The organism is Variovorax sp. 38R (assembly GCF_014843395.1).
Lineage (GTDB): Bacteria > Pseudomonadota > Gammaproteobacteria > Burkholderiales > Burkholderiaceae_C > Variovorax > Variovorax paradoxus_H.
This window is the reverse complement of sequence record NZ_CP062121.1, coordinates 5,698,234-5,718,569: the sequence shown is the minus strand read 5'-3', so window position 1 is coordinate 5,718,569 and position 20,336 is coordinate 5,698,234. Positions and strand designations below refer to the sequence as shown.

General features: G+C 68.3%; 21 protein-coding genes and 1 tRNA gene. 9 read left to right on the top strand and 13 right to left on the bottom strand.

Annotated features, from left to right (window positions below; genetic code table 11):
* Nucleotides 1–224 precede the first annotated feature (224 nt).
* Both IG196_RS26510 and IG196_RS26505 read left to right on the top strand, forming a co-directional pair.
* Nucleotides 225–692, top strand: a complete 468-nt coding sequence (locus IG196_RS26510; RefSeq protein WP_192193687.1) for a hypothetical protein — start codon at nt 225–227, stop codon at nt 690–692.
* A gap of 274 nt (nt 693–966) precedes the next feature.
* Nucleotides 967–1,545 carry a hypothetical protein gene (locus IG196_RS26505; protein WP_192193686.1) on the top strand — a complete coding sequence of 193 codons (579 nt, stop codon included), beginning with the start codon at nt 967–969 and terminating at the stop codon, nt 1,543–1,545.
* A 210-nt stretch (nt 1,546–1,755) separates the two neighbouring features.
* Here the strand turns inward: IG196_RS26505 and IG196_RS26500 are convergent.
* Nucleotides 1,756–1,832, bottom strand: a tRNA-Met gene (locus tag IG196_RS26500).
* A 170-nt stretch (nt 1,833–2,002) separates the two neighbouring features.
* Here IG196_RS26500 and IG196_RS26495 point away from each other — a divergent pair.
* Entirely contained in the window at nt 2,003–2,677 is a 675-nt protein-coding gene (locus tag IG196_RS26495; RefSeq protein ID WP_192193685.1) for a sigma-70 family RNA polymerase sigma factor, read from the top strand.
* Nucleotides 2,674–3,900 carry a hypothetical protein gene (locus tag IG196_RS32165; protein ID WP_225616810.1) on the top strand — a complete coding sequence of 409 codons (1,227 nt, stop codon included), beginning with the start codon at nt 2,674–2,676 and terminating at the stop codon, nt 3,898–3,900. Before IG196_RS26495 ends, IG196_RS32165 begins: the two co-directional genes overlap by 4 nt.
* Nucleotides 3,901–3,947: 47 nt before the next feature.
* Here the strand turns inward: IG196_RS32165 and IG196_RS26485 are convergent, their stop codons facing one another.
* Complete coding sequence (locus tag IG196_RS26485; RefSeq protein ID WP_101490368.1) at nt 3,948–4,727, bottom strand: enoyl-CoA hydratase; 780 nt, start codon at nt 4,725–4,727, stop codon at nt 3,948–3,950.
* A gap of 133 nt (nt 4,728–4,860) precedes the next feature.
* Here IG196_RS26485 and IG196_RS26480 point away from each other — a divergent pair, with 133 nt between their 5' ends.
* Nucleotides 4,861–5,469, top strand: a complete 609-nt coding sequence (locus tag IG196_RS26480; RefSeq protein ID WP_192193684.1) for a DUF2325 domain-containing protein — start codon at nt 4,861–4,863, stop codon at nt 5,467–5,469.
* Nucleotides 5,470–5,479: 10 nt separating this feature from the next.
* Here IG196_RS26480 and IG196_RS26475 read toward each other — a convergent pair whose 3' ends face one another.
* From IG196_RS26475 to IG196_RS26465, 3 genes are read right to left on the bottom strand one after another with little or no spacing between them, the layout of a single operon-like run.
* Complete coding sequence (locus IG196_RS26475; RefSeq protein ID WP_192193683.1) at nt 5,480–7,348, bottom strand: M61 family metallopeptidase; 1,869 nt, start codon at nt 7,346–7,348, stop codon at nt 5,480–5,482.
* 4 nt (nt 7,349–7,352) lie between these two features.
* The gene (locus IG196_RS26470; RefSeq protein WP_192193682.1) at nt 7,353–8,072 is read right to left on the bottom strand and encodes a DsbC family protein; all 720 of its coding nucleotides are present in this window, start codon (nt 8,070–8,072) and stop codon (nt 7,353–7,355) included.
* A gap of 50 nt (nt 8,073–8,122) precedes the next feature.
* Nucleotides 8,123–9,250: an FAD-dependent monooxygenase gene (locus IG196_RS26465; RefSeq protein WP_192193681.1), complete on the bottom strand. Its 1,128-nt coding sequence runs from the start codon at nt 9,248–9,250 to the stop codon at nt 8,123–8,125.
* An 87-nt stretch (nt 9,251–9,337) separates the two neighbouring features.
* On the opposite strand from IG196_RS26465, the gene IG196_RS26460 reads away from it, so the two are divergent.
* Entirely contained in the window at nt 9,338–10,228 is an 891-nt protein-coding gene (locus IG196_RS26460) for an MOSC domain-containing protein (RefSeq protein ID WP_192193680.1), read from the top strand.
* Nucleotides 10,229–10,235: 7 nt separating this feature from the next.
* Here IG196_RS26460 and rbsD read toward each other — a convergent pair whose 3' ends face one another.
* The 6 genes from rbsD to IG196_RS26430 all read right to left on the bottom strand — a co-directional run bounded on the left by rbsD (nt 10,236) and on the right by IG196_RS26430 (nt 16,311).
* Nucleotides 10,236–10,634, bottom strand: a complete 399-nt coding sequence (gene rbsD, locus IG196_RS26455; protein ID WP_070062770.1) for a D-ribose pyranase — start codon at nt 10,632–10,634, stop codon at nt 10,236–10,238.
* Nucleotides 10,631–11,590 carry a ribokinase gene (gene rbsK / locus IG196_RS26450; RefSeq protein ID WP_192193679.1) on the bottom strand — a complete coding sequence of 320 codons (960 nt, stop codon included), beginning with the start codon at nt 11,588–11,590 and terminating at the stop codon, nt 10,631–10,633. The genes rbsD and rbsK overlap by 4 nt, the downstream gene beginning before the upstream one ends.
* On the bottom strand, nt 11,587–12,675 hold the full coding sequence (locus tag IG196_RS26445) for a LacI family DNA-binding transcriptional regulator (RefSeq protein WP_192193678.1): 1,089 nt from the start codon (nt 12,673–12,675) through the stop codon (nt 11,587–11,589). The genes rbsK and IG196_RS26445 overlap by 4 nt, the downstream gene beginning before the upstream one ends.
* A gap of 24 nt (nt 12,676–12,699) precedes the next feature.
* Nucleotides 12,700–13,698: an ABC transporter permease gene (locus IG196_RS26440; protein ID WP_099792949.1), complete on the bottom strand. Its 999-nt coding sequence runs from the start codon at nt 13,696–13,698 to the stop codon at nt 12,700–12,702.
* Between the two features lie 5 nt (nt 13,699–13,703).
* The gene (locus IG196_RS26435; RefSeq protein WP_192193677.1) at nt 13,704–15,296 is read right to left on the bottom strand and encodes a sugar ABC transporter ATP-binding protein; all 1,593 of its coding nucleotides are present in this window, start codon (nt 15,294–15,296) and stop codon (nt 13,704–13,706) included.
* 61 nt (nt 15,297–15,357) lie between these two features.
* A complete protein-coding gene (locus IG196_RS26430; protein ID WP_101490361.1) occupies nt 15,358–16,311 on the bottom strand; it encodes a sugar ABC transporter substrate-binding protein in 954 nt (317 codons plus the stop codon).
* Between the two features lie 262 nt (nt 16,312–16,573).
* Here IG196_RS26430 and ychF point away from each other — a divergent pair, with 262 nt between their 5' ends.
* Both ychF and IG196_RS26420 read left to right on the top strand, forming a co-directional pair.
* Nucleotides 16,574–17,665, top strand: coding sequence for a redox-regulated ATPase YchF (ychF, locus tag IG196_RS26425; RefSeq protein WP_101490360.1), 1,092 nt, complete (start codon nt 16,574–16,576; stop codon nt 17,663–17,665).
* Nucleotides 17,666–17,778: 113 nt separating this feature from the next.
* The gene (locus IG196_RS26420) at nt 17,779–17,964 is read left to right on the top strand and encodes a hypothetical protein (RefSeq protein ID WP_192193676.1); all 186 of its coding nucleotides are present in this window, start codon (nt 17,779–17,781) and stop codon (nt 17,962–17,964) included.
* A 7-nt stretch (nt 17,965–17,971) separates the two neighbouring features.
* On the opposite strand, the gene IG196_RS26415 is transcribed toward IG196_RS26420, so the two are convergent.
* Nucleotides 17,972–18,958: a trypsin-like peptidase domain-containing protein gene (locus tag IG196_RS26415; RefSeq protein ID WP_192193675.1), complete on the bottom strand. Its 987-nt coding sequence runs from the start codon at nt 18,956–18,958 to the stop codon at nt 17,972–17,974.
* Between the two features lie 133 nt (nt 18,959–19,091).
* Here IG196_RS26415 and IG196_RS26410 point away from each other — a divergent pair, with 133 nt between their 5' ends.
* Complete coding sequence (locus tag IG196_RS26410; RefSeq protein WP_192193674.1) at nt 19,092–19,766, top strand: glutathione S-transferase; 675 nt, start codon at nt 19,092–19,094, stop codon at nt 19,764–19,766.
* Nucleotides 19,767–19,785: 19 nt separating this feature from the next.
* Here IG196_RS26410 and IG196_RS26405 read toward each other — a convergent pair whose 3' ends face one another.
* Nucleotides 19,786–20,256 carry a YqaA family protein gene (locus IG196_RS26405; RefSeq protein WP_192193673.1) on the bottom strand — a complete coding sequence of 157 codons (471 nt, stop codon included), beginning with the start codon at nt 20,254–20,256 and terminating at the stop codon, nt 19,786–19,788.
* Nucleotides 20,257–20,336 lie beyond the last annotated feature (80 nt).

Below are 20,336 nucleotides of genomic sequence, written 5' to 3'. Positions count from 1 at the left end.
GGAACTCCCAGGGTGATTTCATCGTCAATGCCGAGTGCGGGTGCATCTCGTTGAAGTGCTCAAAGGCCGCGCCCATCTGCGCCATCACCGTGAGCGTCCAGTCCGATCATATTGAAAGCAGGCTCGGAGCATAGGAGCCTCGAGTCCACTTCAATTCTGAACTGACCCAGCTTGTTCATCGTGGACAAGTACCCATTGATCAGTTGCAGAGTCGACGAGATGCAGTGGCCGAAGCGGCGCTAGGCGCAACACCGGATGCGTGGGCCATCACCAACGTGAACGATCCGCTCGACGCAGGCAACATCTACATCGCCCGCGTAGCCGGAAAGAACGTCTACCTCTCCGCTGGCACCACCCTCAAGTCGCCGAACGACGACGTGTTCCGCATTGGCCTCGCTGAATCCGCAACCTGCCCCGTGAGCAAGTCCAGCGGCGGCGATACCAGCGGCAGTTGGGGAACGCTGGACTTTGATGCCACGACGTATTCGACTGTGGTTGCCCGCAGTGATGCAACAGTTTCCGGCTTCACGGCCAATCTAAGCTCGCCAAGTGCATCGATCTCGAATCTAAGGGCCTTTACCGGCCCAAGTGCTGAACACTACTTCGGAACCCAAGACAGTACGCTCTCGGTTGTGGTGGGTGCACGCGCCGGCCCTGTTGCCGGCTATATGCAGATTGGTCTGACTCGCTGACTAGGATGGGTATCGCGCCGGGTTGCTTCGGATGGCCTGTTTCGTTGTGTCCGTATGCATGTGCGCGGCACGAGAAAGAGGGTGCATGGAACTCGGCTTCATTCATTCTTTAGAGAATTTCGAGCATCCATGCCGCTTCTGATCACCGAGGTCGCAAACCGCGGCCCGAGCCTTCAAGGGCGCTGTCTCGGAAGCGCTGTTTTCCCAGCCTGCCACGAGGCCGCGCGCGGATGAACCGGTTCCTCGCTGCACAACACAACCGCAGGCGCCCGTGGTGCGCCCCGCCCGCCGCATCGGCGTGCTTGGCCATTCGCTGCGCGAGCGCGAGTACGCGCGGCGCGTGTTGCGCGCGCTGGGGGTCGCGCCACTGGTGTTCACCCATGTCGACGAACTGGTCGCGATTGGCGACGACGTGGCCCGCATGAACCTGCTGTTTCTGGGCGACGTGCCCGAGACCGACCGAGACGGGGTTCCTTCATTTCCGTCGGCCGTGCTGTCGTTGATGGGCGCGAAGGTGCTGCTGGTGGCGCAGGTGGAATCTGGTCCGGCGCCGACGCGGCACCTGCGCGGGCGGCCGCCCGAGGTGGCCCCGGCCTTCGACGACTTCTACCGCACCATCCTGCAGTCGCTCAACAGCCGCGGCCTGGGTTGCGCCATGCCGATGCCGCTCGTGTGGGGCGCCTACAGCTTCGATCCGGTGGTGCGCAGCGTGACCATTGCAGGCCGCACGAAGCGCGTCGACCCGGTGACCTTCGACCTGGCGCTGGAGTTTTTCTTCAATGCCGAGCGCAGGCTGTCGATCCCGAGGCTGCGGCAGATGATGAACCCCGCGCGCGGCGCGCGCCGTTTCTAGGGCAGCGAACTGATCGGCACGCTGACGGACGTGTCGGACGAACTGGAACTGCGCGGTGCCCACGGCTGGCAGCTGGCGCATTGCGAGCCGGAGGCGTTCCGGCTCGACCGGGTGCCCGTTCTTTGAGCAGGGGTCGGGCAAGAAAAAAGCCCTAAGTCGTTGATAACTTAGGGCTTTTTTGACTTCTTCGCCGAAGCGGGGAAGTGGTGTTGGTGGCTCTTCACGGATTCGAACCGCGGACCTGTGGATTATGATTCCATCGCTCTAACCGACTGAGCTAAAGAGCCGTTCAGTACAAAACTGCACCGAAGCCCAAAATTATAGCCCAGGCTTTGGGCCGAGTTCAACACCCGGCGTTTTCAGGTCGATTTTTCTGCGTCCGAATGCATCGGATCGCACCCTCGACTTAACCCCGATCGCGCCGCTGGCCCGTACAAGCTCGGGTGACAATCCTTCGATGTCTGCGCTGCCCCGCGCCCCTTCCTCTGCTGCCTCCGCCGCCCTTGCGCGCGACGCCATGCCCGACGATAAGTTGATGCTGGCCTACGCCCATGGCGACGCCGCTGCCTTCGACGTGCTCTATGCGCGCCACGAAGGCGGCCTGTTCCGCTTCGTCAAGCGCCTGCTGGGCGCGCGGCTGGTGGCGCAAGCCGACGAGGTGTTCCAGGACACCTGGGTGCGGATCATCTCGGCGCGCGACAGCTTTTCGCCGCAGGGCGCCACGTGGCGTACCTGGGCCTTCACCATCGCGCACAACCTCGCGATGGACCGCCTGCGCGTGAGCGGGCGCGAGGTGACGCTCGACGCCCATGCAACCGACGACGACGGCGACGCGGTGCCCGCGCTCGATCGCGGCGTGCACGGTGCCACCGACCTGTCGGCGCATCCGTCGGCCGAAGAACTGGCGTTCTGGCGCGCCGCCGGTCGCCGGCTGCTGGTTTGCCTCGACGAACTGCCGGCCGAGCAGCGCGCGGCTTTTCTCTTGCACCATGAAGACGGCCTGACCGTCGACGCGCTCGCGGCCAGGCTGGAGATCGGCTTCGAGACCGTGCGCAGCCGCCTGCGCTACGGACTGCAGAAGCTGCGCGGCTGCATGGAGCGCTACCTGTCGGTTCTGGAGCAGCGGGCATGAGCACCGACATGGACGACGACCTGCGCGACCCGCGGCTGCGTCGCGCGCTGGACCACGCGCCCGACCGCGACGCGATGCCTGCGGCCCACACGCGCGAGGCGATCCTCAAGATGGCGCACAACCTCGCCGCGGCTTCCGCACCGGCGACCGGCCATGTGGCTGAGGCCGCGCCGTGGTGGCGACGCCTGTTCGGTGGCGGCAGCCCCCGTTCGCGCATGCCGTGGAACGCGGCCTTCGCGACCGTGCTCGTGGCGACCTTCGTCACGGTGCTGTGGCACCGCGAGCCGGTACCCGAGGCAGGGCTCGATGGCGAAGCGCAAGTGGCTGGGGCGCCCGAGCCCGCGTCGGCACCGCCTGCGCAGTCCACCGAAGCGCCGGCACCGGTGCAAGCTGCGCCTCCTGCTGCTGAGCCGGCCGCAACGGCCGACATGAAACCGCCCGCCGTTCAGCGCAGCGAAGCGTCGCGCGATGCGAAAGAGACCTCGAAGCAGCGCGAGACGCGGGAAGCGCGTGACGCATCGCGCCGGCGCGATGCCCCTGCTGCGGCGTCGATCCAGAAGGACGAAGAACGGATGCTGGAGAAGGCGGCGCCAGTGCCCGTGCCCACGCCTGCGCCCGCCGCACCCGCCATCGCGTCGGCGCCCATGCCGGCGCCTCCCATGGCCGATGTCGGCCAGAGTCCCGCACCTTATGCTGCTGCATCGCCAGCTCCGGCCGTGGCGCCTGCTGCGCCTGCAGCGCCGATGCCGCGCGAGTCGGCGGACACGGCCCCATCGTTCGCCGCACAAGGCGGCGTCAGCGCGAATGTCGCGGGCATGCAGCGGCGGGCGGCGCCCGCGTCCGCACCGGCTGCAGCCAAGGCCGCCGCACCACGCGTGGCCACCGAGGCCACCACAGCCGGCGTCTTCTCGGCACTGGACCGCTGGACTACCCTCGACATCACGCGCGCAGGCACCACCGCGCGCCAGGCGCGCGGCGACACCGAAGGCCTCGCGGCACTGGTGAACACCGTGGCACGCGCGGCCACCGTGGCGGGCGGGGAATTGAGTACGCCGGTCGAGGCGCGCATCGAACTGCGGCGCGACGGCGCGTTGCTGGCCGTGCTCGAGATCGTGGGCGATCAGGTGCGGTGGACACCACAGCCGAGTGGCCCCGCCTTCATCGGCACGCCGCCGGCGCAGGCGATCGACGCGCTGCGCACGGCGCTGCCGCGGACCCGCTGACGGCGACCGCAACGGTCGCCGGGTCCGCTATTTAGCGGATCAGCGCATCAGGCGTTCTTGAAGTCCGGGGCCCGTTTGTTCAGGAAAGCGTCCATGCCTTCCTTCTGGTCCTGCGTGGCGAACAGCGCGTGGAACAGGCGGCGTTCGAACATCACGCCGTCGCTCAGGCCGCTCTCGAAGGCGCGGTTGACCGATTCCTTGGCCGCCATCACGGCGATCTGCGAGTAGCCCGCGATGATCAGCGCGGCACCCAGCGCTTCGTCGGCCAGCTTCTCGAAGGGCACCACGCGGCTCACGAGGCCCGCGCGCTCGGCTTCGGTGGCGTCCATCATGCGGGCGGTGAGCGCCATGTCCATGGCCTTGCTCTTGCCCACCGCGCGCGGCAGGCGCTGCGTGCCGCCGGCACCGGGGATCACGCCAATCTTGATCTCGGGTTGGCCGAACTTGGCGTTGTCGGCCGCGATGATGAAGTCGCACATCATCGCCAGCTCGCAGCCGCCGCCCAGTGCGAAACCGCTCACGGCTGCGATCACCGGCTTGCGGATCGAGCGGATGGTTTCCCAGTTGCGCGTGATGTAGTCGCCCTTGTAGGTGTCGATGAAGCTGTACTTGGCCATGGCCGCGATGTCGGCGCCGGCCGCGAAGGCGCGCTCGCTGCCCGTGAGGATGATGCAGCCGATGGCGTCGTCGGCGTCGAAGGCCTTGAGCGCCTGGCCCAGCTCGGTCATCAGCGCGTCGTTGAGCGCATTGAGGGCCTTGGGGCGGTTGAGGGTGACGATGCCGACCTTGCCTGCTTCGGTCCGCACTTCGATGTTTTCGTAGCTCATGGTGTCTCTGTCTCCGGGGGAGGTGGGGGAAAAAACGCGTTCCACTATACCGAGCATGGCCTCGGGCCCGCTGACGCGCGGGTGTTTCATTTGAGAATTGTTCTCATCTAGAATGGCCGCCATGGACTTCCCGATGCAAGAACATGCCGTGTTGCTGCGGGCTTACGCCCGGGCGCAGGAGCGTTGCTCGCGCCTGCTGATCGAGCAGGCCGCTCGGGTCGAGCGGCTCGAGGCGCAGATCGTGCGGTTGCGCGGCGCACTGGTGGCGCGCGACTCGGCGATTGCCATCGTGCGCGAAGAGCTGGCGGCGCGCGCGGCCGTGGGCACCGCCTTGCCCCAGCGCCTGCATGCGCTGCTGGCGCCGGGCGGCCGGCGCCACCATGCGCTGCCACCGGGGCCCGAGGTGCCGGCCGATCTGCGTGCCAAGTCGGTGCTGTGCGTCGGCCGTTCGGAAGCGACGCCCGAGGCGCCTTCGCTGGCGCGCCAACTGGTCGAGATTGCCGGCGGTCATTACCTGCACCACGACGGCGGCGACGAGGCCGACGACCCCGCAGCGCTCGAAGCCGGCCTGCGCGCTGCCGACCTTGTGATCTGCCAGACCGGTTGCGTGAGCCACGGCGCCTACTGGCGCGTGCAGGACCACTGCCGCCGCACCGGCAAGCCCTGCGTGCTGGTGGGCGAGCCGCAGCCGATGCTGTTCGTGCGGCCGCCGCTGGCGGCGGCCGTCGATCACGCGGGCTGAACGGAAGAAACTACGGCTTGGCTGCGAGCCAGGCCGAGACCTTGGCCGCATCGTGCGAGAACAGCCGCCACGTGGTCGAGCCCGTCGGCAGCGTGAGCGCCAGACGCAGCAGTCGGCGGTCGCGCGAGACGAGGGCGGTGCACTTCGCGGCATTGCCGAGATACAGCGCCAGGTCGTCGAGCTTCGTGAGGCGCCAGGCCTGCGCAGGCTGCGATGCGCCCTTGCCGCGACCACCGACGGCCGGCAGTTCGATGCCGAGCCATTCGTCGTTGGCCGAGAAGCCGGCCTTCTCGGCGGCGCCGCCGCGCAGCACCACCTTGATCTGCACACTGCCGCCGGTTTCGGCCACGCGCAGGCCGAGCGCTTGCGCCGGCTGCGAGGGGTCGTCGAGCGTGGCCACGCCGTGTGCGCGCAGCAAATCGGCCAGAGGGAGTTCGTCGGTCGAATGCACCCAGCGTGCGAGTTCCGGCGCGTACGAGCGTCCGCCCACGGCTTCGAGCGCGACGGCAATGTCGGCCTCGCTGATCGGGCCGCCGTTGCTGTGCGTCCAGAGGTGGCGCATCACGTCGTCGAGCGTGCCCTTGCCTTCGTGGCGCAGCGTGAGGTCGAAGCACAGCGCCACCAGCGCGCCCTTGGTGTAGTAGCTGACGGTGCTGTTGGGCGTCTGCTCGTCCTGGCGGTAGTACTTGACCCAGGCGTCGAAGCTCGCGTCGGCCACCGGCTGCACGAGCCGGCCGGGCGTCTGCAGCACCTGGTTGATGGTCTTGTTGAGCAGCCGCAGGTAGGCGGCGTCGTCGATGCGGCCCGCGCGGCGCAGCAGCAGGTCGTCGTAGTAGCTCGTGAAGCCCTCGAAGAACCACAGCAGCTGCGTGTAGTTTTCCTGGCTGTAGTCGTAGCGCGCGAACTCCGCCGGGCGCATGCGCTTGACGTTCCAGGTGTGGAAGTACTCGTGGCTGATGAGGCCCATCAGCGTGGTGTAGCCCTCGGGCTGCTTCTTCTTTTCGCCGCGCTGCGGCAGGTCGCGGCGGTTGCAGATGAGCGCGGTGGAGTGGCGGTGCTCGAGCCCGCCGTAGCCGTCGTCCACGGCATTGAGCATGAACACGTAGCGGTCGATCGGCAGCTTGGGCCCGCCGCGCTTGCCGGCCTTGTCGCCGTGCCAGAAGCGGATCTCGGCCTCGCAGATGGCCTGCGTGTCGGCGATGAGGCGCTCGCCGTCGAACGAGGCCGTGGCGCCCGCGATCACGAAGCGGTGCGGCACGCCGCAGGCTTCGAACTCGGCGCTCCAGAAGGCGCCCATCTCGACCGGGCTGTCGGCGAGTTCGTCGTAGCCGGCGGCGCGGTAGCTGCCGAAGCCGTGCTTGTCGGCCTTCGTCGGCACGAGCGCGGTGGCGCATGACCAGCGCGCGGCGTCTGTCGGCAGCGTGGGCGGCACGATCTCCAGCGCATGCGGCGCCTCGGTCTGGCCCTCGACGCGCAGGCAGACGCTGGTGCCGTTGAAGAAGCCGCGCGTGGCGTCGAGCCAGGCGGTGCGCACCGAGTTGTCGTAGGCGCACACCTGGTAGTGCAGCACCAGCGGCTGGCCCGGCACGCAATCGATCTGCCAGCTGCACTTGTCGAGCTGCGTCAGCACCGGCTTGCGGCGGCCCTGCGTGGCGCGCAGGCCCTGCAGGTTCTTGGCGAACTCGCGCACGAGGTAGCTGCCCGGAATCCACACCGGCAGCGCCACGCGCTGCTGCGCGGCGGGCGCGGCGATGGTCAGCGTGACGGCGAACAGGCGGGCATGAAGGTCCGCGCACTCGACGCGGCAATGCACAGCGGGCGCGGCGGTTGCAGCAGCGGCCGCGCGCCGGGAAGCGGAGGTCGTCGAGGTCGTCGCCATTGGATCAGTTGGCGGCGGCGAGTTGCTTCTCGACCTGTTCGGCGGGGATCGCGCCCGGGACGCGGCTGCCGTCGGTGAAGATCAGCGTGGGCGTGCCCGTGATGTTGTACTTGCGGCCGAACTCCACGTTGCGTTCCAGCGCCGTCACGTTGCAGCTGGTGGCTGCGGCCGTGGGCTTGACGTTGTTCTCCATCCAGTCGCCCCAGGCCTTGCCCGGGTCCTTGCTGCACCAGATGTCGCGCGACTTGGCGGTCGAGTCGGCGCCGAGCACGGGGTACAGGAACATGTAGACGGTCACGTTGTCGACCTTCTTCATGTCCTTCTCGAAGCGCTTGCAGTAGCCGCAGTTCGGGTCTTCGAAGACCGCGACCTTGCGCTTGCCGTTGCCGCGCACGATCTTGATCGCGTCTTTCAGCGGCAGCTTGTCGAAGGCGACGGCGGTGAGCTTCTCGACACGTTCCTCGGTGAGGTTGCGGCGGGTCTTGGCGTCGATCAGGTTGCCCTGCAGCAGGTAGTTGCCTTGCTCGTCGGTGTAGAGCAGCTGGCTGCCGCCAACGCGCACTTCGTACAGGCCCGGCACGGGCGTCTTGGTGACTTCCTCGATGGGCGGGAGCTGCGGGATGTGCGTCGGCAGGTTCTTGCGGATCTCGGCCTCGCCGGCGCCGGCGGTGGAGAGCGTGAGCAGCGCGCAGGCGGCGACGAGAAGGTGGCGGACGAAGGTCATCGGAAAGGTTTCGGGGAAAAGGTGGAGGGCTGGCGGGTGGCGTCAGGCGATCAGGCTTTGAGGCCCATGGCCTGGGCGGTGATCCAGTGCTTCACGAAGCGCGTGCGGTCGAAACCGCGCATGCCCCAGTTGCGCAACGCAGGGAGTGGACCCAGGTTGTGCGAGAAAAGTTGCTGCAATCCGTCGGTGGCCAGGCTCATCTGCAGCACGTCGGCGCGGCGGGCGCGTTCGTAGCGGCGCAGCAGGCGGGCGTCGCCCACACTGCGCCAGTAATCGCGGGTGCGGATCACCTCGGCCAGCGCGGCGGCATCGGACAGGCCGAGGTTCAGGCCCTGGCCCGCCAGCGGATGCACCGTGTGGGCGGCGTCGCCCGCGAGCACCCACGATTGGGTGGGCTGGCCGGGCATCGTGCCGGACCAGCGGTCGGCGATGGCGCGCGACAGCGGCCACACGGCGCGTTCGCTCGTGAGCCGCAGCGAGCCCAGCTCACTGTGGCTGGCTTCGCTCACGGCGGCGCTGAATTCTTCGGCGCTTTGCGCGACCAGCTCGGGCACACGCAACTGGTCGACCGACCACACCAGCGCCAGCGTCTTGCCGTGCACGCCGCCCAGCGGCAGCAGGGCGAACACCTCGCCGCGGTCGTTGAACCACTGGCGCGCGATGCCGTCGTGCGTGTGCGCGGCCTCGAGCCGTGCGGCAATGGCGTGCTGCGGGTAGCGCGTGACCTCGTAGCTCACGCCCAGCGCCGCGCGCGAGGCGCTGGCCTTGCCTTCGCACACCACGGTGAGCGGCGCGGCCACGGGCTCGGTCACCACGTCGATCAGGGGCTGGAAGCGCACCGCGTCGGCCAGTTGCTGTTCGAGCGCGGGCACATCGACGATCCAGGCCAGCGCCTCGACCTTCTGGCGCGCGGCGCTGAACTGCACGCGGCCACCATCGTCGCCGTGCACCTGCATCTCGTGCACCGGCGTGGCATGGGCCGTGTCGGGCCAGCCGCGCAGCGATTCGAGCAGCGTGCGGGACGCCACGTTGAGCGCGTACGCCCGGATGTCTTCCTTGGCCGGCGGGGCGGGCGGCACCACGAGTGCGACACGCACGCGTTCGCGCGCCAGCAGCAGCGCCAGCGTGCGGCCGACGATGCCGGCGCCGCGGATACAAACTTCGGGGGAAAGGGCCATCAGATGATTGTAGGAGTTGCCTCGCGCACGGGCGCCGATACCCGTTCATGCAGGAGAATGGCCAGCGATTTCAAAGGAACCCCCACCGTGTCGCAGCCGTCCGCTTTCGATCTCCAGGCCACCATCTCGCGCCTGTTCGTGTACCCCGTCAAGTCGTGCGCGGGCGTCGAGCTCGACGAGATGCTGCTCACCGAAACCGGCCTCGAGTTCGACCGGGCCTGGATGGTGGTCGATGCGCAGGGCGAGTTCGTCACCCAGCGGCAACTGCCGCGCATGGCGCTCATCCAGCCGCAGATGAAGTACACCGAGGTCGTGCTGCGCGCGCCCGGCATGCTGGCGCTGCACCTGGCCTTCGACCGCGTCGAGCAGCCGGTGCGCGTGCGCGTGTGGAAGGACGACGTGGCGGCCTACGACATGGGCGACATCGCCGCCCAATGGTTCAGCGACTTTCTTTCGGAGCCCGGCAAGCCGCAGACGCTGCGCCTGGTGCGCTTCGACCCCGAGCACCAGCGCCTGTCGAGCCTGAAGTGGACCGACGGCGTCGAAGCGCTGAACCAGTTTGCCGACGGCTTCCCGCTGCTGGTGGCCAGCGAAGGCTCGCTCGCCGAACTCAACGAGCGCCTTGCGGCGGCCGGTCACGGCCCGGTCGGCATCGAGCGCTTCCGCCCGAACATCGTGCTGGCCGGCATCGAGTCGCACGACGAAGACCGGGTCGACGCGCTGCACGTCACCACCGGCGAGGGCGAGGCCGAGGCCGAGCTGCGCCCGGTCAAGCCCTGCACGCGCTGCCCCATTCCCGACATCGACCCGGCCACCGCGCTCAGCAGCCCCGAGGTCGGCGACATGCTGCGCACCTACCGCGCCGACGCGCGCGTGGACGGCGGCATCACCTTCGGCATGAACTGCATCGTGGTGCAGGGCGTGGAGCACCTGCTGAAGGTGGGGCAGGTGGTGGGCGCGAACTACCGCTTCGAGTAACGGTCGATCAGAACGCCACGCCGGCGACCAGGATGATGTTCGCGTAAGGCGTGCATTCGCCCGTGCGCACCACGGCCTTGGCGCGCGCGCTCACGCGCTTCAGCTCTTCGTGCGAGATGACCTGCGGCACCACGCCCAGCTGGCCTTCGCACCACGCGGGCAGCGTGCCGGCAGGCAAGGGCTCCAGTGCCTCGCGCGCGATCAGTGCGCTTTCCACCTGCATCTCGGACAGCACCGCCTTCAGCACATCGCTGATCCCCGGCACACCGCGCGCCACGGCCAGGTCGATGCGGCGCGGGCCGTCGGGAATGGGCAGGCCGGCGTCGCCGATCACCAGCATGTCGCCGTGGCCCATGGAGGCGATCACGTGGGAGAGTTCGGCGTGCAGCAGGGGAGAGCGTTTCACAGCGTGATCCAGTCGGGGGGCAGGGGGCTGCGCAGCACGGCGTCGCGCAGCGGAATGGAGGGTTGGGCGCCGGGCTGTTGGATGCACAGCGCGGCGGCGCGGACGCCCAGGCGCACGGCCTCGTCGAACGATTGGCCTTCGCCCAGTGCCACGGCGAGCGCACCCAGAAAGGTGTCGCCAGCGGCGGTGGTGTCGACCGCCTGCACCTTCGGCGCGGGATGGTGGCGCGCGCCGTCGGCGTCGACTGCCACCGCGCCGCGCGAGCCCAGCGTCACGACCACGCGGGCGATGCCGCGCGCGCGCAGCGCCTGGCCGGCCTGCGCGGCTTCTTCGGGGCTGTCGGCGTTCTGGCCCGACAGCGTCTGCGCTTCAATTTCGTTGACCACGAGCGTGTCGATGCGGGGCCAGAGCGCCTCGGCGATGGTTTGCACCGGCGAGGGGTTGAGCATCACCGCGCAGCCCGCGTCGTGCGCGGCGGCGATGGCGCGCGCCACCTGGTCCATCGGGGTTTCGAACTGCGCGACAAGGAAAGCCGCGCCCTGCAGTTGCGTGCGCAACGCGGCGTCGTCGAGGGCGACGCGCGCGTTGGCGCCGGGGATCATCACGATGCGGTTCTGCCCACTGTCTTCCACCAAGATCAGCGCCGTGCCGGTGGGCTCGGCGGTGTCGGTGCGCAGCGCCGAGGTGTCGATGCCGTCGCGCGCGAGCGCATCGCGCAGCGCCTGGCCGTGGGCGTCGTCGCCCACGCAGCCGATCATGTGCACCTGCGCACCTTCGCGCGCGCAGCTCACGGCCTGATTGGCGCCCTTGCCGCCGGGGATGGCGTCGATCGAGCGGCCCAGCAGGGTTTCGCCCGCGGCCGGCGCGTGCGGCACGCGCAGAACGATGTCCATGTTCAGGCTGCCGAGCACCACGATGCGCGGCGGCGTGGAGGAAGAGAGAGGCTGAAGGCTCACGAGGTGCGGGACTTGGAAGATGTGGTGGTGGCGGTAGTGGCCGATGCGGTGGGCGTCACGCCCGCTTCGCGAAAGCCCGCGTGGCGCGCGGTCGAGGCGCGCACGCGCAGCTCGGGTTGCAGCACGACCTTGCGTGCGTCGCGGCGCTTGCCGCCCATGCGCTCCAGCAGCATGTCGACCGCCAGCGCGCCGATGCGCTCCTTGGGCTGGGCCACGGTGGTGAGCGGCGGGCTGGTGTAGGCCGACAGTTCGATGTCGTCGAAGCCCACGATCGACAGTTCGTCGGGCACGCGCACGCCGCTTTCGTGTGCGGCACGCAGCGCGCCGATGGCCATCAGGTCGTTGCACACGAACACGGCCGAGGGCTTCTGCTCGGTGCGCAGGATGGCGTGCATCGCCTCGTAGCCGCCCTGGCTGGTGAAGCCGCCGCGCCACAGCAGCGCGTCGGCGTTGGGTGCCGAGCCGGTCTCCGCCAGCGCCATGCGCCAGCCTTCGATGCGCTGCTCGCTCGACGTCACGCCCACCGGCCCGCCGATGCAGGCGATGCGCTTGTGGCCCAGCGACAGCAGGTGCCGCACGGCGAGCAGGCCGCCCTGCATGTGGGCGGTTTCCACCAGGTCGCAGGCCGGGTCGGCGATCTCGCGGTCGACCAGCACGGTGGGAATGCGCAGGCCGCGCAACTGCGTGGCGAGCGAGTCGTCTTCGTCGGCGCCGGTCGACACCACGATGAGCCCGTCGATGCGGCGCTCGGCCAGCACCTGCAGGTACACGCTCTGGCGCCGGGGCTCGTCGTCGGTGTTGCACAGCACCAGCGTGTAGCCGGCGCCGAAGCAGCGGTCTTCCACGATGCGCACGATCTCGGCGAAATAGGGGTTCGAGCTGTTGGGAATGAGCATGCCCAGCGTCGAGGTGGTGTTGCTCTTGAGGCTGCGCGCCATCGCGTTGGGCACGTAGCCCAGCTCGCGAATCGCCAGCTCCACGCGCTCGCGCACCTTGGCGCTCACGTGGCGTGTGTCGTTGACGACGTGCGACACGGTGGTGACGGAAACGCCCGCCTGGAGTGCAACGTCCTTGATGGTGGCCATGGTTGTCCTTGTTCCTGTGGAAGCTCAGGCCAGCCGACGATCGGCCCGGCGCTGGCGCAGGGTGTCGATGATGACGGCCACCACGATCACCGCGCCCGTGATGATGCGCTTGCTCGGCTCGCTCGCGCCGACCTGTGCCAGGCCGGCCTCGAGCACGGCGATGATCAGCACGCCGAAGAAGGTGTTGACCACTGAGCCGCGCCCGCCCATGAGGCTGGTGCCGCCGATGACCACGGCCGCGATCACCTGCAGCTCGATGCCGACGCCCGCGTTCGGGTCGGCCGCTTCGAGGCGGGCCGACTGCATCAGGCCCGCGAGCCCCGCCAGCAGGCCGGTGACAGCGAACACGATGATGCGGATGGGGCGCGGGTCGATGCCCGCCAGGCGCATGGCTTCTTCGTTGGTGCCGATGCCCACGACATGGCGGCCGAACACGGAGCGCGTGAGCACCAGCTGCCCCACGGCCACCAGCACCACCGCAAGCACGAAGGCGGCCGAGATGCCACCGATCCATGGCGCGGCCAGGCCCGAGATGGCGTCGCCCACGTACTGCGTGCGCGAATCGGTGACCAGGTAGGCGCCGCCGCGCACGGCTTCGAGCATGCCCAGCGAGACGATGAAGCTCGGCAGCCGCCACGCGACCGACACCGCGCCCGTCACCGTGCCGCAGACCAGCCCCGTGGCCAGCCCGAGCATGGCGGCCAGCGGCACCGAGAGCTTCCATTCGAGGATGGCGGCGGCCGTGACGGCCGCACTGAGTGCGAGCACCGAGCCGACCGACAGGTCGATGCCCGCGATGATCAGCACGAAGGTCATGCCCACGGCCATCACGGCCAGCGCCGGGATTTCGTTGGCGATGGAGATGAAGGTGTCGCGCGTGAGGAAGTATTCGCTCATCGAGCCGAACAGCGCAATCATGCCCAGCAGCACGACCGTGAGGCCCAGGTAGGTGCCGAGCTGGCCCTTGAGTGCGGACGGCGGCTTGCGGGTGGCAGCGGAAGAAGAAGGAGAGGCGGCGTTCATGGTCGTCAAGCGTCGGCGGAAGTCGGGGCAGGGGCGGTGGAATCCGCCGGGGAGCCGGGCACGCGGCCCGTGGCATCGCTGAAGGCGGCGGCGAGCAGCGACTGTTCGGTCCACTCGCCGCGCTCGAACACCGCGACCAGCCGGCCGGCGCTCATCACGCCGATGCGGTCGCACATGGCCATCAGTTCGCGCAGGTCGCTCGACACCATCAGGAGCGCCTTGCCGGCGTCGGTCATGCGGTCGAGCTCGGTGTACAGGTCGGCGCGCGCGCCCACGTCCACGCCGCGCGTGGGTTCGTCCAGCAGCAGCACCTTGCATTCGCGGTGCAGCCAGCGCGCGAACACCACCTTCTGCTGGTTGCCGCCGCTGAGTGTCGACACGGGCTGTTCGATGCTGCGCGAGCGGATGCGCAGCAGCTCCACCAGCCGGCGCGCAATCTGGCGCTCCTTGGCGCGGCGCAGCCAGCCCGCATGCGAGATCGCGCCGAGGTCGCTCAGCGTGGCGTTGACGCGGATCGGCTGCGACAGCAGCAGGCCTTGCGACTTGCGGTCTTCGGTGACGAGGCCGATGCCCGCGCGAATCGCCTGCATCGGCGAGCGCCAGCCCTTGCGCGCATGCTGCACGGGCTGCGCGGCCGGCGTGCCGTCGTGCAGCACGACCTCGCCGCGGTCGGCGCGGTCGGCGCCGAACAGCAGCCGCACGAGCTCGGTGCGGCCCGAGCCGACCAGGCCGGCCAGGCCCATGATTTCACCGGCGCGCAGTTCGAGGTCGACATCGCGCACCACCTGCGCCCGGCCGATGCCGCGCGCGCTCAGCAGCACCGGGCCCGCCACGCGGCGCGCGCGGCCTTCGTGCTCGTGCACCGCGCGGCCGACCATGCGCTGCACGAGTTCGGATTCGCGCACGCCGGCCATGGCGCGCACGTCGACCAGCTTGCCGTCGCGCAGCACCGCCACGCGGTCGGCGATGCGTTGCAGTTCTTCGAGGCGGTGCGACACGTAGACGATCGCCACGCCGCGCAGCTTCAGCAGTTCGATCTGCTCGAACAGGTGCGCGGTTTCGCGCGGCGTGAGCATGGCGGTGGGCTCGTCGAGCACCAGCACGCGCGTGTCGTCCTGCAGGTTGCGCGCAATTTCCACCATCTGCTGCTGGCCGATGCCCAGCCGCGCCACCGGCGTGGCCGGGTCGATGCCGTCCAGGCCGATCTTCGCGAGCTGGCGCTCGGCCAGCTCGTGCAGCGTGGCGCGGCGGATCCAGCCGCTCTTGTGCGGCAGGCGGTCGAGCAGCAGGTTCTCGGCCACCGACAGCGTGGTGACGAGGCCGAGTTCCTGCATGACCATGCGCACGCCCAGGCGCTCGGCGTCGCGGCGCGAGGCCGGCGCGAAAGGCTGCCCGTTCAGCAACATGCCGCCGCGCGTGGGCTGCACCAGCCCGCAGACGATCTTCGACAGCGTGCTCTTGCCCGCGCCGTTCTCGCCCGTGAGCGCCAGCACTTCGCCGGCTCGCAGCTCGAGAGAAACGTCGTCGAGCACCGGCGCCGCGTAGTCCTTGCCCACAGTGCTCAACGAGAGCACCGCGGTGGGTAAGGGTGGATTCATGGCGGCGTCGGGTGCGGCAGTCAAAACGGAGTCTTCTTCTTGTTGAGGGGGAACGGGGGGCTTATTTGGACGACTTCGTGACCAGCACCACGTCGGTCTTCACTTCGGCCGGCATTTCCGATTGCTTCTTCTTGTCGGCGATGGCCTTCAGCGCGGTCTCGATGCCGAACACGGCCTGCTTGGCGGCGAACTGGTCGGCGGTGGCGAGTACGCGGCCGTCCTTCAGCATCGGCTTGATGGCGCCGATGTTGTCGTAGCCCACCACCAGCACCTTGCCGGTCTTGCCGGCGGCCTTGACGGCGGCCACGGCGCCCAGCGCCATGCTGTCGTTGCCGGCCAGCAGGGCCTTCAGGTCGGGGTGCTCGCGCATCATGCCGGCGGCCACGGTGTTGCCCTTGTCGATTTCCCACTGGCCCGACTGCACGCCGACCACGGTCATGCCGCCGGCCTTCATGGCGTCCTGGTAGCCCAGCGTGCGCTGCTGCGCATTGAAGGTGGTCGACACGCCTTCGATGATGCCGACCTTGTCGCCCGACTTCAGCTCCTTGGCGAGCGCGTCGCCCACCAGCTTGGCGCCGGCGCGGTTGTCGGGGCCGACGAAGGGCACCTGGATGCCCTTTTCCTTCAGGGCGGCGCCGTCGAGCTGGTTGTCGATGTTCACGACCAGGATGCCCTTGTCGATGGCCGCCTTGATCACCGGCACCAGCGCCTTCGAATCGGCCGGTGCAATGACCAGCGCATTGATCTTCTGCGCCACCATCTGCTCGACCATCTTGATCTGGGCGGCGGTGTCGGTTTCGTCCTTGATGCCGTTGGCCACCAGCGTGTACTGCGCGGCGTTGGCCTTCTGGTGCGCCTTGGCGCCGTCTTCCATGGTGCGGAAGAACTCGTTGGCCAGCGACTTCATGACCAGCGCGACCTTCGGCTTGTCCTGCGCGAAGGCGGGCGTTCCGGCGATGGCGCCCAGCAAGGTCAATGCGGCAGCGCTTTGCAGGGTACGGCGGGTGAACTTCATGGTGGATGTCTCCTGAAATGAGGGGTCAGAGCGGAACGCCGGTCTGGGCCGGGGGCCCCGATATTAATCGAGGGAAACGTTTGCGCAAACGTTTGCGAGTCGGGTCTAACCCTGAGCTTTTCGGGTCGAAAAGCCGCTGCCGGAGGGCTTTCGTGCGCCTCTGAGCGTCTGGGAAAAGGTGCGTGGCAGTGGCCGGAAGTGGGCTCAACCCGGGGGAGAACCCGGTCAGCCTAAAATCGGGGGTTACCCAAGAGGACCTCCCATGAGTTTGCAATGCGGCATCGTCGGCCTGCCCAACGTCGGTAAATCCACCCTTTTCAATGCGTTGACCAAGGCCGGCATCGCAGCGGAAAACTATCCGTTCTGCACCATCGAGCCCAACGTGGGCGTGGTGGAAGTGCCCGATCCGCGGCTCGACCAGCTCAGCGAGATCGTCAAGCCCGAGCGCGTGGTGCCCGCCATCGTCGAGTTCGTCGACATCGCCGGCCTGGTGGCCGGTGCCAGCACCGGTGAAGGCCTGGGCAACAAGTTCCTGGCGCACATCCGCGAGACCGACGCCACCGTCAACGTGGTGCGCTGCTTCGACGACGAGAACGTGATCCACGTGGCTGGCAAGGTCGACCCGATCTCCGACATCGAAGTGATCCAGACCGAACTCTGCCTGGCCGACCTGGCCACGGTCGAGAAGGCGCTGCACCGCCACACCAAGGTGGCCCGTTCGGGCGACAAGGACGCGCAGAAGCTCGTCGGCCTGCTCGAACGCTGCCAGGCTGCGCTGAACGAGAACACGCCGGTGCGCGCGCTCGAGTTCACGAAGGAAGAAGTGCCGCTGGTGAAGAGCTTCACGCTCATCACCGCCAAGCCCGCGATGTTCGTGGGCAACGTGGCTGAAGACGGTTTCGAGAACAACCCCTACCTCGACCGCCTGCGCGAATACGCCGCCAAGCAGGGCGCGCCCGTGGTCGCCATCTGCGCCAAGATCGAAGCCGACCTGTCCGAGATGGACGACGAAGACAAGAAGATGTTCCTCGCCGAAATCGGCCAGGAAGAGCCAGGCCTGAACCGCCTGATCCGTGCGGCCTACAAGCTGCTGGGCCTGCAGACGTACTTCACCGCCGGCGTGAAGGAAGTGCGCGCCTGGACCATCCACATCGGCGACACCGGCCCGCAAGCCGCCGGCGTGATCCACGGCGACTTCGAAAAGGGCTACATCCGCGCCCAGACCATTGCGTTCGACGACTACATCGCCTTCAAGGGCGAGCAGGGCGCGAAGGATGCGGGGAAGATGCGTTCGGAAGGCAAGGAATACGTCGTGAAGGATGGCGACGTGATGAACTTCCTGTTCAGCTCCTGATTTCGCTCGCCCCCAGGCTGCGCGGCACTTCGTGTCCGCTGCGCCAACCCCCTGCCGGGGGCAACACCTGAGGCCCGGCGAAGCCGGTTCCTCGGTGTTTCACGAAAAGCGCCATGACTCGCGACCAACTCAGCCAAGCGAAAGACAGGGACTTACCGGCTTCGCTGATTGCGATGCGGCGCGCCGCGCAGATGGCACGCGAGCTTGCCGTGCGCACCAACACCGGCATCGTTGTGCAGCGCGATCAGAAGCTTTTCCGCATCGATGCGGAAAAGCTTCGCAAGGCCGGCGTTAAGTAAGCCCAGGCTACTTCGCGACCTGCTGCTTGCCCCACACCACGGTGTCATCCACCGCATAGGCGGCGCACGTCACCTTGCGTTCGGTGCAACCTTTCAGATGCGCGGTCAGCGCGGCCGAGTTGGTTGCGGTGCCGAACTTCTGATCGCTTGTGATCAGGAAGATGCGAGGCCGCGCCTGCAGCAGGAACTGGCGGTACGCATTGCGCACCGGCGTCGGGTCGGCGCCGATGGGAGGTAGGCCCTGCAGGTCCGCCAACTCGGCGTGGCCGGAAGGCGCAGGCTCCCCGTTGGGGCCGAACACCACGCCGGTGCTCTTCAGCAGATCGCGCCATGTCGCCAGCTCCGTGGTCACGCGCTGCGGCAGCTCCATCACCCATTGCGCCGGATAGGCAAAGCCGAGGTTCGCACCGCCGGGCGCCACGCTGTCGGTCACGCCGACGAGCCGGCCCTCGGTGTCGAACAACCCGCCGCCGCTGGAGCCCGAGGACACGGGCGCCGACGTCTGCACGATCGGCAGTTGCCCGGGCGCGCGCGGACGCAGCGCGGAGATCAGGCCTTCGCTCAGCGTGCGTTCGAGGCCGTGTGGGCTGCCGACGGCGAACACGCGCTGGCCGACACGCAGCTCACCGGCGGGCACGATCTGCACGGCGGGCAATTGCAGCGGCGTTTCGCTCGTGAGCACGCACAGGTCGCGCGACGGGTCGGGGTCACGCACGATGCGGGCGATGCGCAGCGTGGTCGGGCCCTGCGTCACGGTGACGGAGACGGCGCCATCGACCACGTGGCAGGCCGTGGCCAGCGCGCCCGAGGTCACGGCCACCGCGCTGCCGATGGCGGTCTGGTTGTTGCCTCGCTCGCCCTTGACGGTCCAGACAGCGGGCGAGACCTTGCGGAACACCTCCTCGGGCGTCAATGCCCAGGCATGGCAGGCCGCAAGGCCGAGCCAGAGTCCGATGAGCGAGGTGCGGCGGCGCCGCGTGAAGAGGTGGGGCATTCGGTCAGTGTAGGAAGCAGGTCCACGGTTTTCCGTAGGCGGTGACGCTGTCGCAGCGGGCGCCTGAAAGCTGCGTGCGTTGTGGTTAGACTGCGCGCCCGCTGCATCCTCTGCCGGAAGGCTTCCATTCGCCATGCTCACTGTCCATCACCTGAACAACTCGCGCTCGCAACGCGTGCTCTGGCTGCTCGAAGAACTCGAGCTGCCGTACGAGATCGTCCACTACCAGCGCGACCCCAAGACCATGTTGGCGCCCGCTTCGCTGAAGGCCGTGCATCCGCTGGGCAAGTCGCCCGTGGTGACGACCGACGACGGCGCGACATTGGCGGAATCGGGCGCGATCATCGAGTCGCTCATCGAACGCTACGGCCAGGGCCGGCTTGCTCCCGCGGCGGGTTCGCCCGAAGCGCTGCGCTACCGCTACTGGCTGCACTTCGCCGAAGGCACGGCGATGTCGCCGCTGCTGCTCAAGCTGGTGTTCGACCGGATCGAGACGAGCAAGATGCCCTTCTTCGCGAAGCCGATCGCCAAGGCCATCGCAAGCAAGGCGAAGTCGGCCTTCATTCATCCGAACATCACGGGCCATCTGAATTTCATGGAGGCCGAACTCGGCCGGAGCGAGTGGTTCGCGGGCCATGAGTTCACGGGCGCCGATATCCAGATGAGTTTCGTGGTCGAAGCCTCGCAGGCGCGCGGCGGCCTCGATGCGAGGCGGCCCAAGCTCATGGCCTACCTGGAGCGCATCCATGCGCGACCGGCCTACCAGCGCGCGCTGCAGCGCGGCGGTCCCTACGAACTACTGAGCTGAGTTGTGTCGAACGCGCGCTTCATGACGGGAAGGCGTATAGAAGCGCGTACGTCATCGTCACGTAGCGCAGGAACTTGCCGATCGCCATGTAGCCCACGCAGGGCCAGAACGGCAGCTTGAGCCAACCGGCGACCGCGCACAGCGGGTCGCCCACGATCGGCAGCCAGCTCAGCAGGCAGGCCTTCGGGCCCAGCCGCTCGAGCCAGCCGAGCACGCGCAGGTGGTGTTTCGAGTGCGAGTATTTGTCGGCGACCTTGTGCGCGCCGTAGCCCATCCACCAGTCGACCGCACCGCCCAGCGTGTTGCCGATGGTCGCCACGGCGATGGCCTGCCAGAACATCTCGGGATTGAGTTTCAGCAGGCCGAACAAGATCGGTTCGGAGCCCACCGGCAGCAACGTGGCGGACACGAAGGCTGCGATGAACAGCGTCGAAAGTCCGTACTGGGGGAGCGCGAGGAGCGCCAGGAGTGCGTCGAGCCAAGCTTGCATAAGGTCGGCGAAGTATAGGCAGCGCTCACGTCGCGGCGGCGTGGGAGAAGGCCCCGCGAACTACTGGTGTTTACGCCTGT

Coding starts and splice junctions, on each gene's coding strand:
- IG196_RS26495 (WP_192193685.1), top strand. CDS start 2,003: ATGTCTGCGCTGCCCCGCGCCCCTTCCTCTGCTGCCTCCGCCGCCCTT.
- IG196_RS32165 (WP_225616810.1), top strand. CDS start 2,674: ATGAGCACCGACATGGACGACGACCTGCGCGACCCGCGGCTGCGTCGC.
- IG196_RS26485 (WP_101490368.1), bottom strand. CDS start 4,727: ATGAGCTACGAAAACATCGAAGTGCGGACCGAAGCAGGCAAGGTCGGC.
- IG196_RS26480 (WP_192193684.1), top strand. CDS start 4,861: ATGCAAGAACATGCCGTGTTGCTGCGGGCTTACGCCCGGGCGCAGGAG.
- IG196_RS26475 (WP_192193683.1), bottom strand. CDS start 7,348: ATGGCGACGACCTCGACGACCTCCGCTTCCCGGCGCGCGGCCGCTGCT.
- IG196_RS26470 (WP_192193682.1), bottom strand. CDS start 8,072: ATGACCTTCGTCCGCCACCTTCTCGTCGCCGCCTGCGCGCTGCTCACG.
- IG196_RS26465 (WP_192193681.1), bottom strand. CDS start 9,250: ATGGCCCTTTCCCCCGAAGTTTGTATCCGCGGCGCCGGCATCGTCGGC.
- IG196_RS26445 (WP_192193678.1), bottom strand. CDS start 12,675: ATGGCCACCATCAAGGACGTTGCACTCCAGGCGGGCGTTTCCGTCACC.
- IG196_RS26440 (WP_099792949.1), bottom strand. CDS start 13,698: ATGAACGCCGCCTCTCCTTCTTCTTCCGCTGCCACCCGCAAGCCGCCG.
- IG196_RS26435 (WP_192193677.1), bottom strand. CDS start 15,296: ATGAATCCACCCTTACCCACCGCGGTGCTCTCGTTGAGCACTGTGGGC.
- IG196_RS26430 (WP_101490361.1), bottom strand. CDS start 16,311: ATGAAGTTCACCCGCCGTACCCTGCAAAGCGCTGCCGCATTGACCTTG.
- ychF (WP_101490360.1), top strand. CDS start 16,574: ATGAGTTTGCAATGCGGCATCGTCGGCCTGCCCAACGTCGGTAAATCC.
- IG196_RS26420 (WP_192193676.1), top strand. CDS start 17,779: ATGACTCGCGACCAACTCAGCCAAGCGAAAGACAGGGACTTACCGGCT.
- IG196_RS26415 (WP_192193675.1), bottom strand. CDS start 18,958: ATGCCCCACCTCTTCACGCGGCGCCGCCGCACCTCGCTCATCGGACTC.
- IG196_RS26410 (WP_192193674.1), top strand. CDS start 19,092: ATGCTCACTGTCCATCACCTGAACAACTCGCGCTCGCAACGCGTGCTC.
- IG196_RS26405 (WP_192193673.1), bottom strand. CDS start 20,256: ATGCAAGCTTGGCTCGACGCACTCCTGGCGCTCCTCGCGCTCCCCCAG.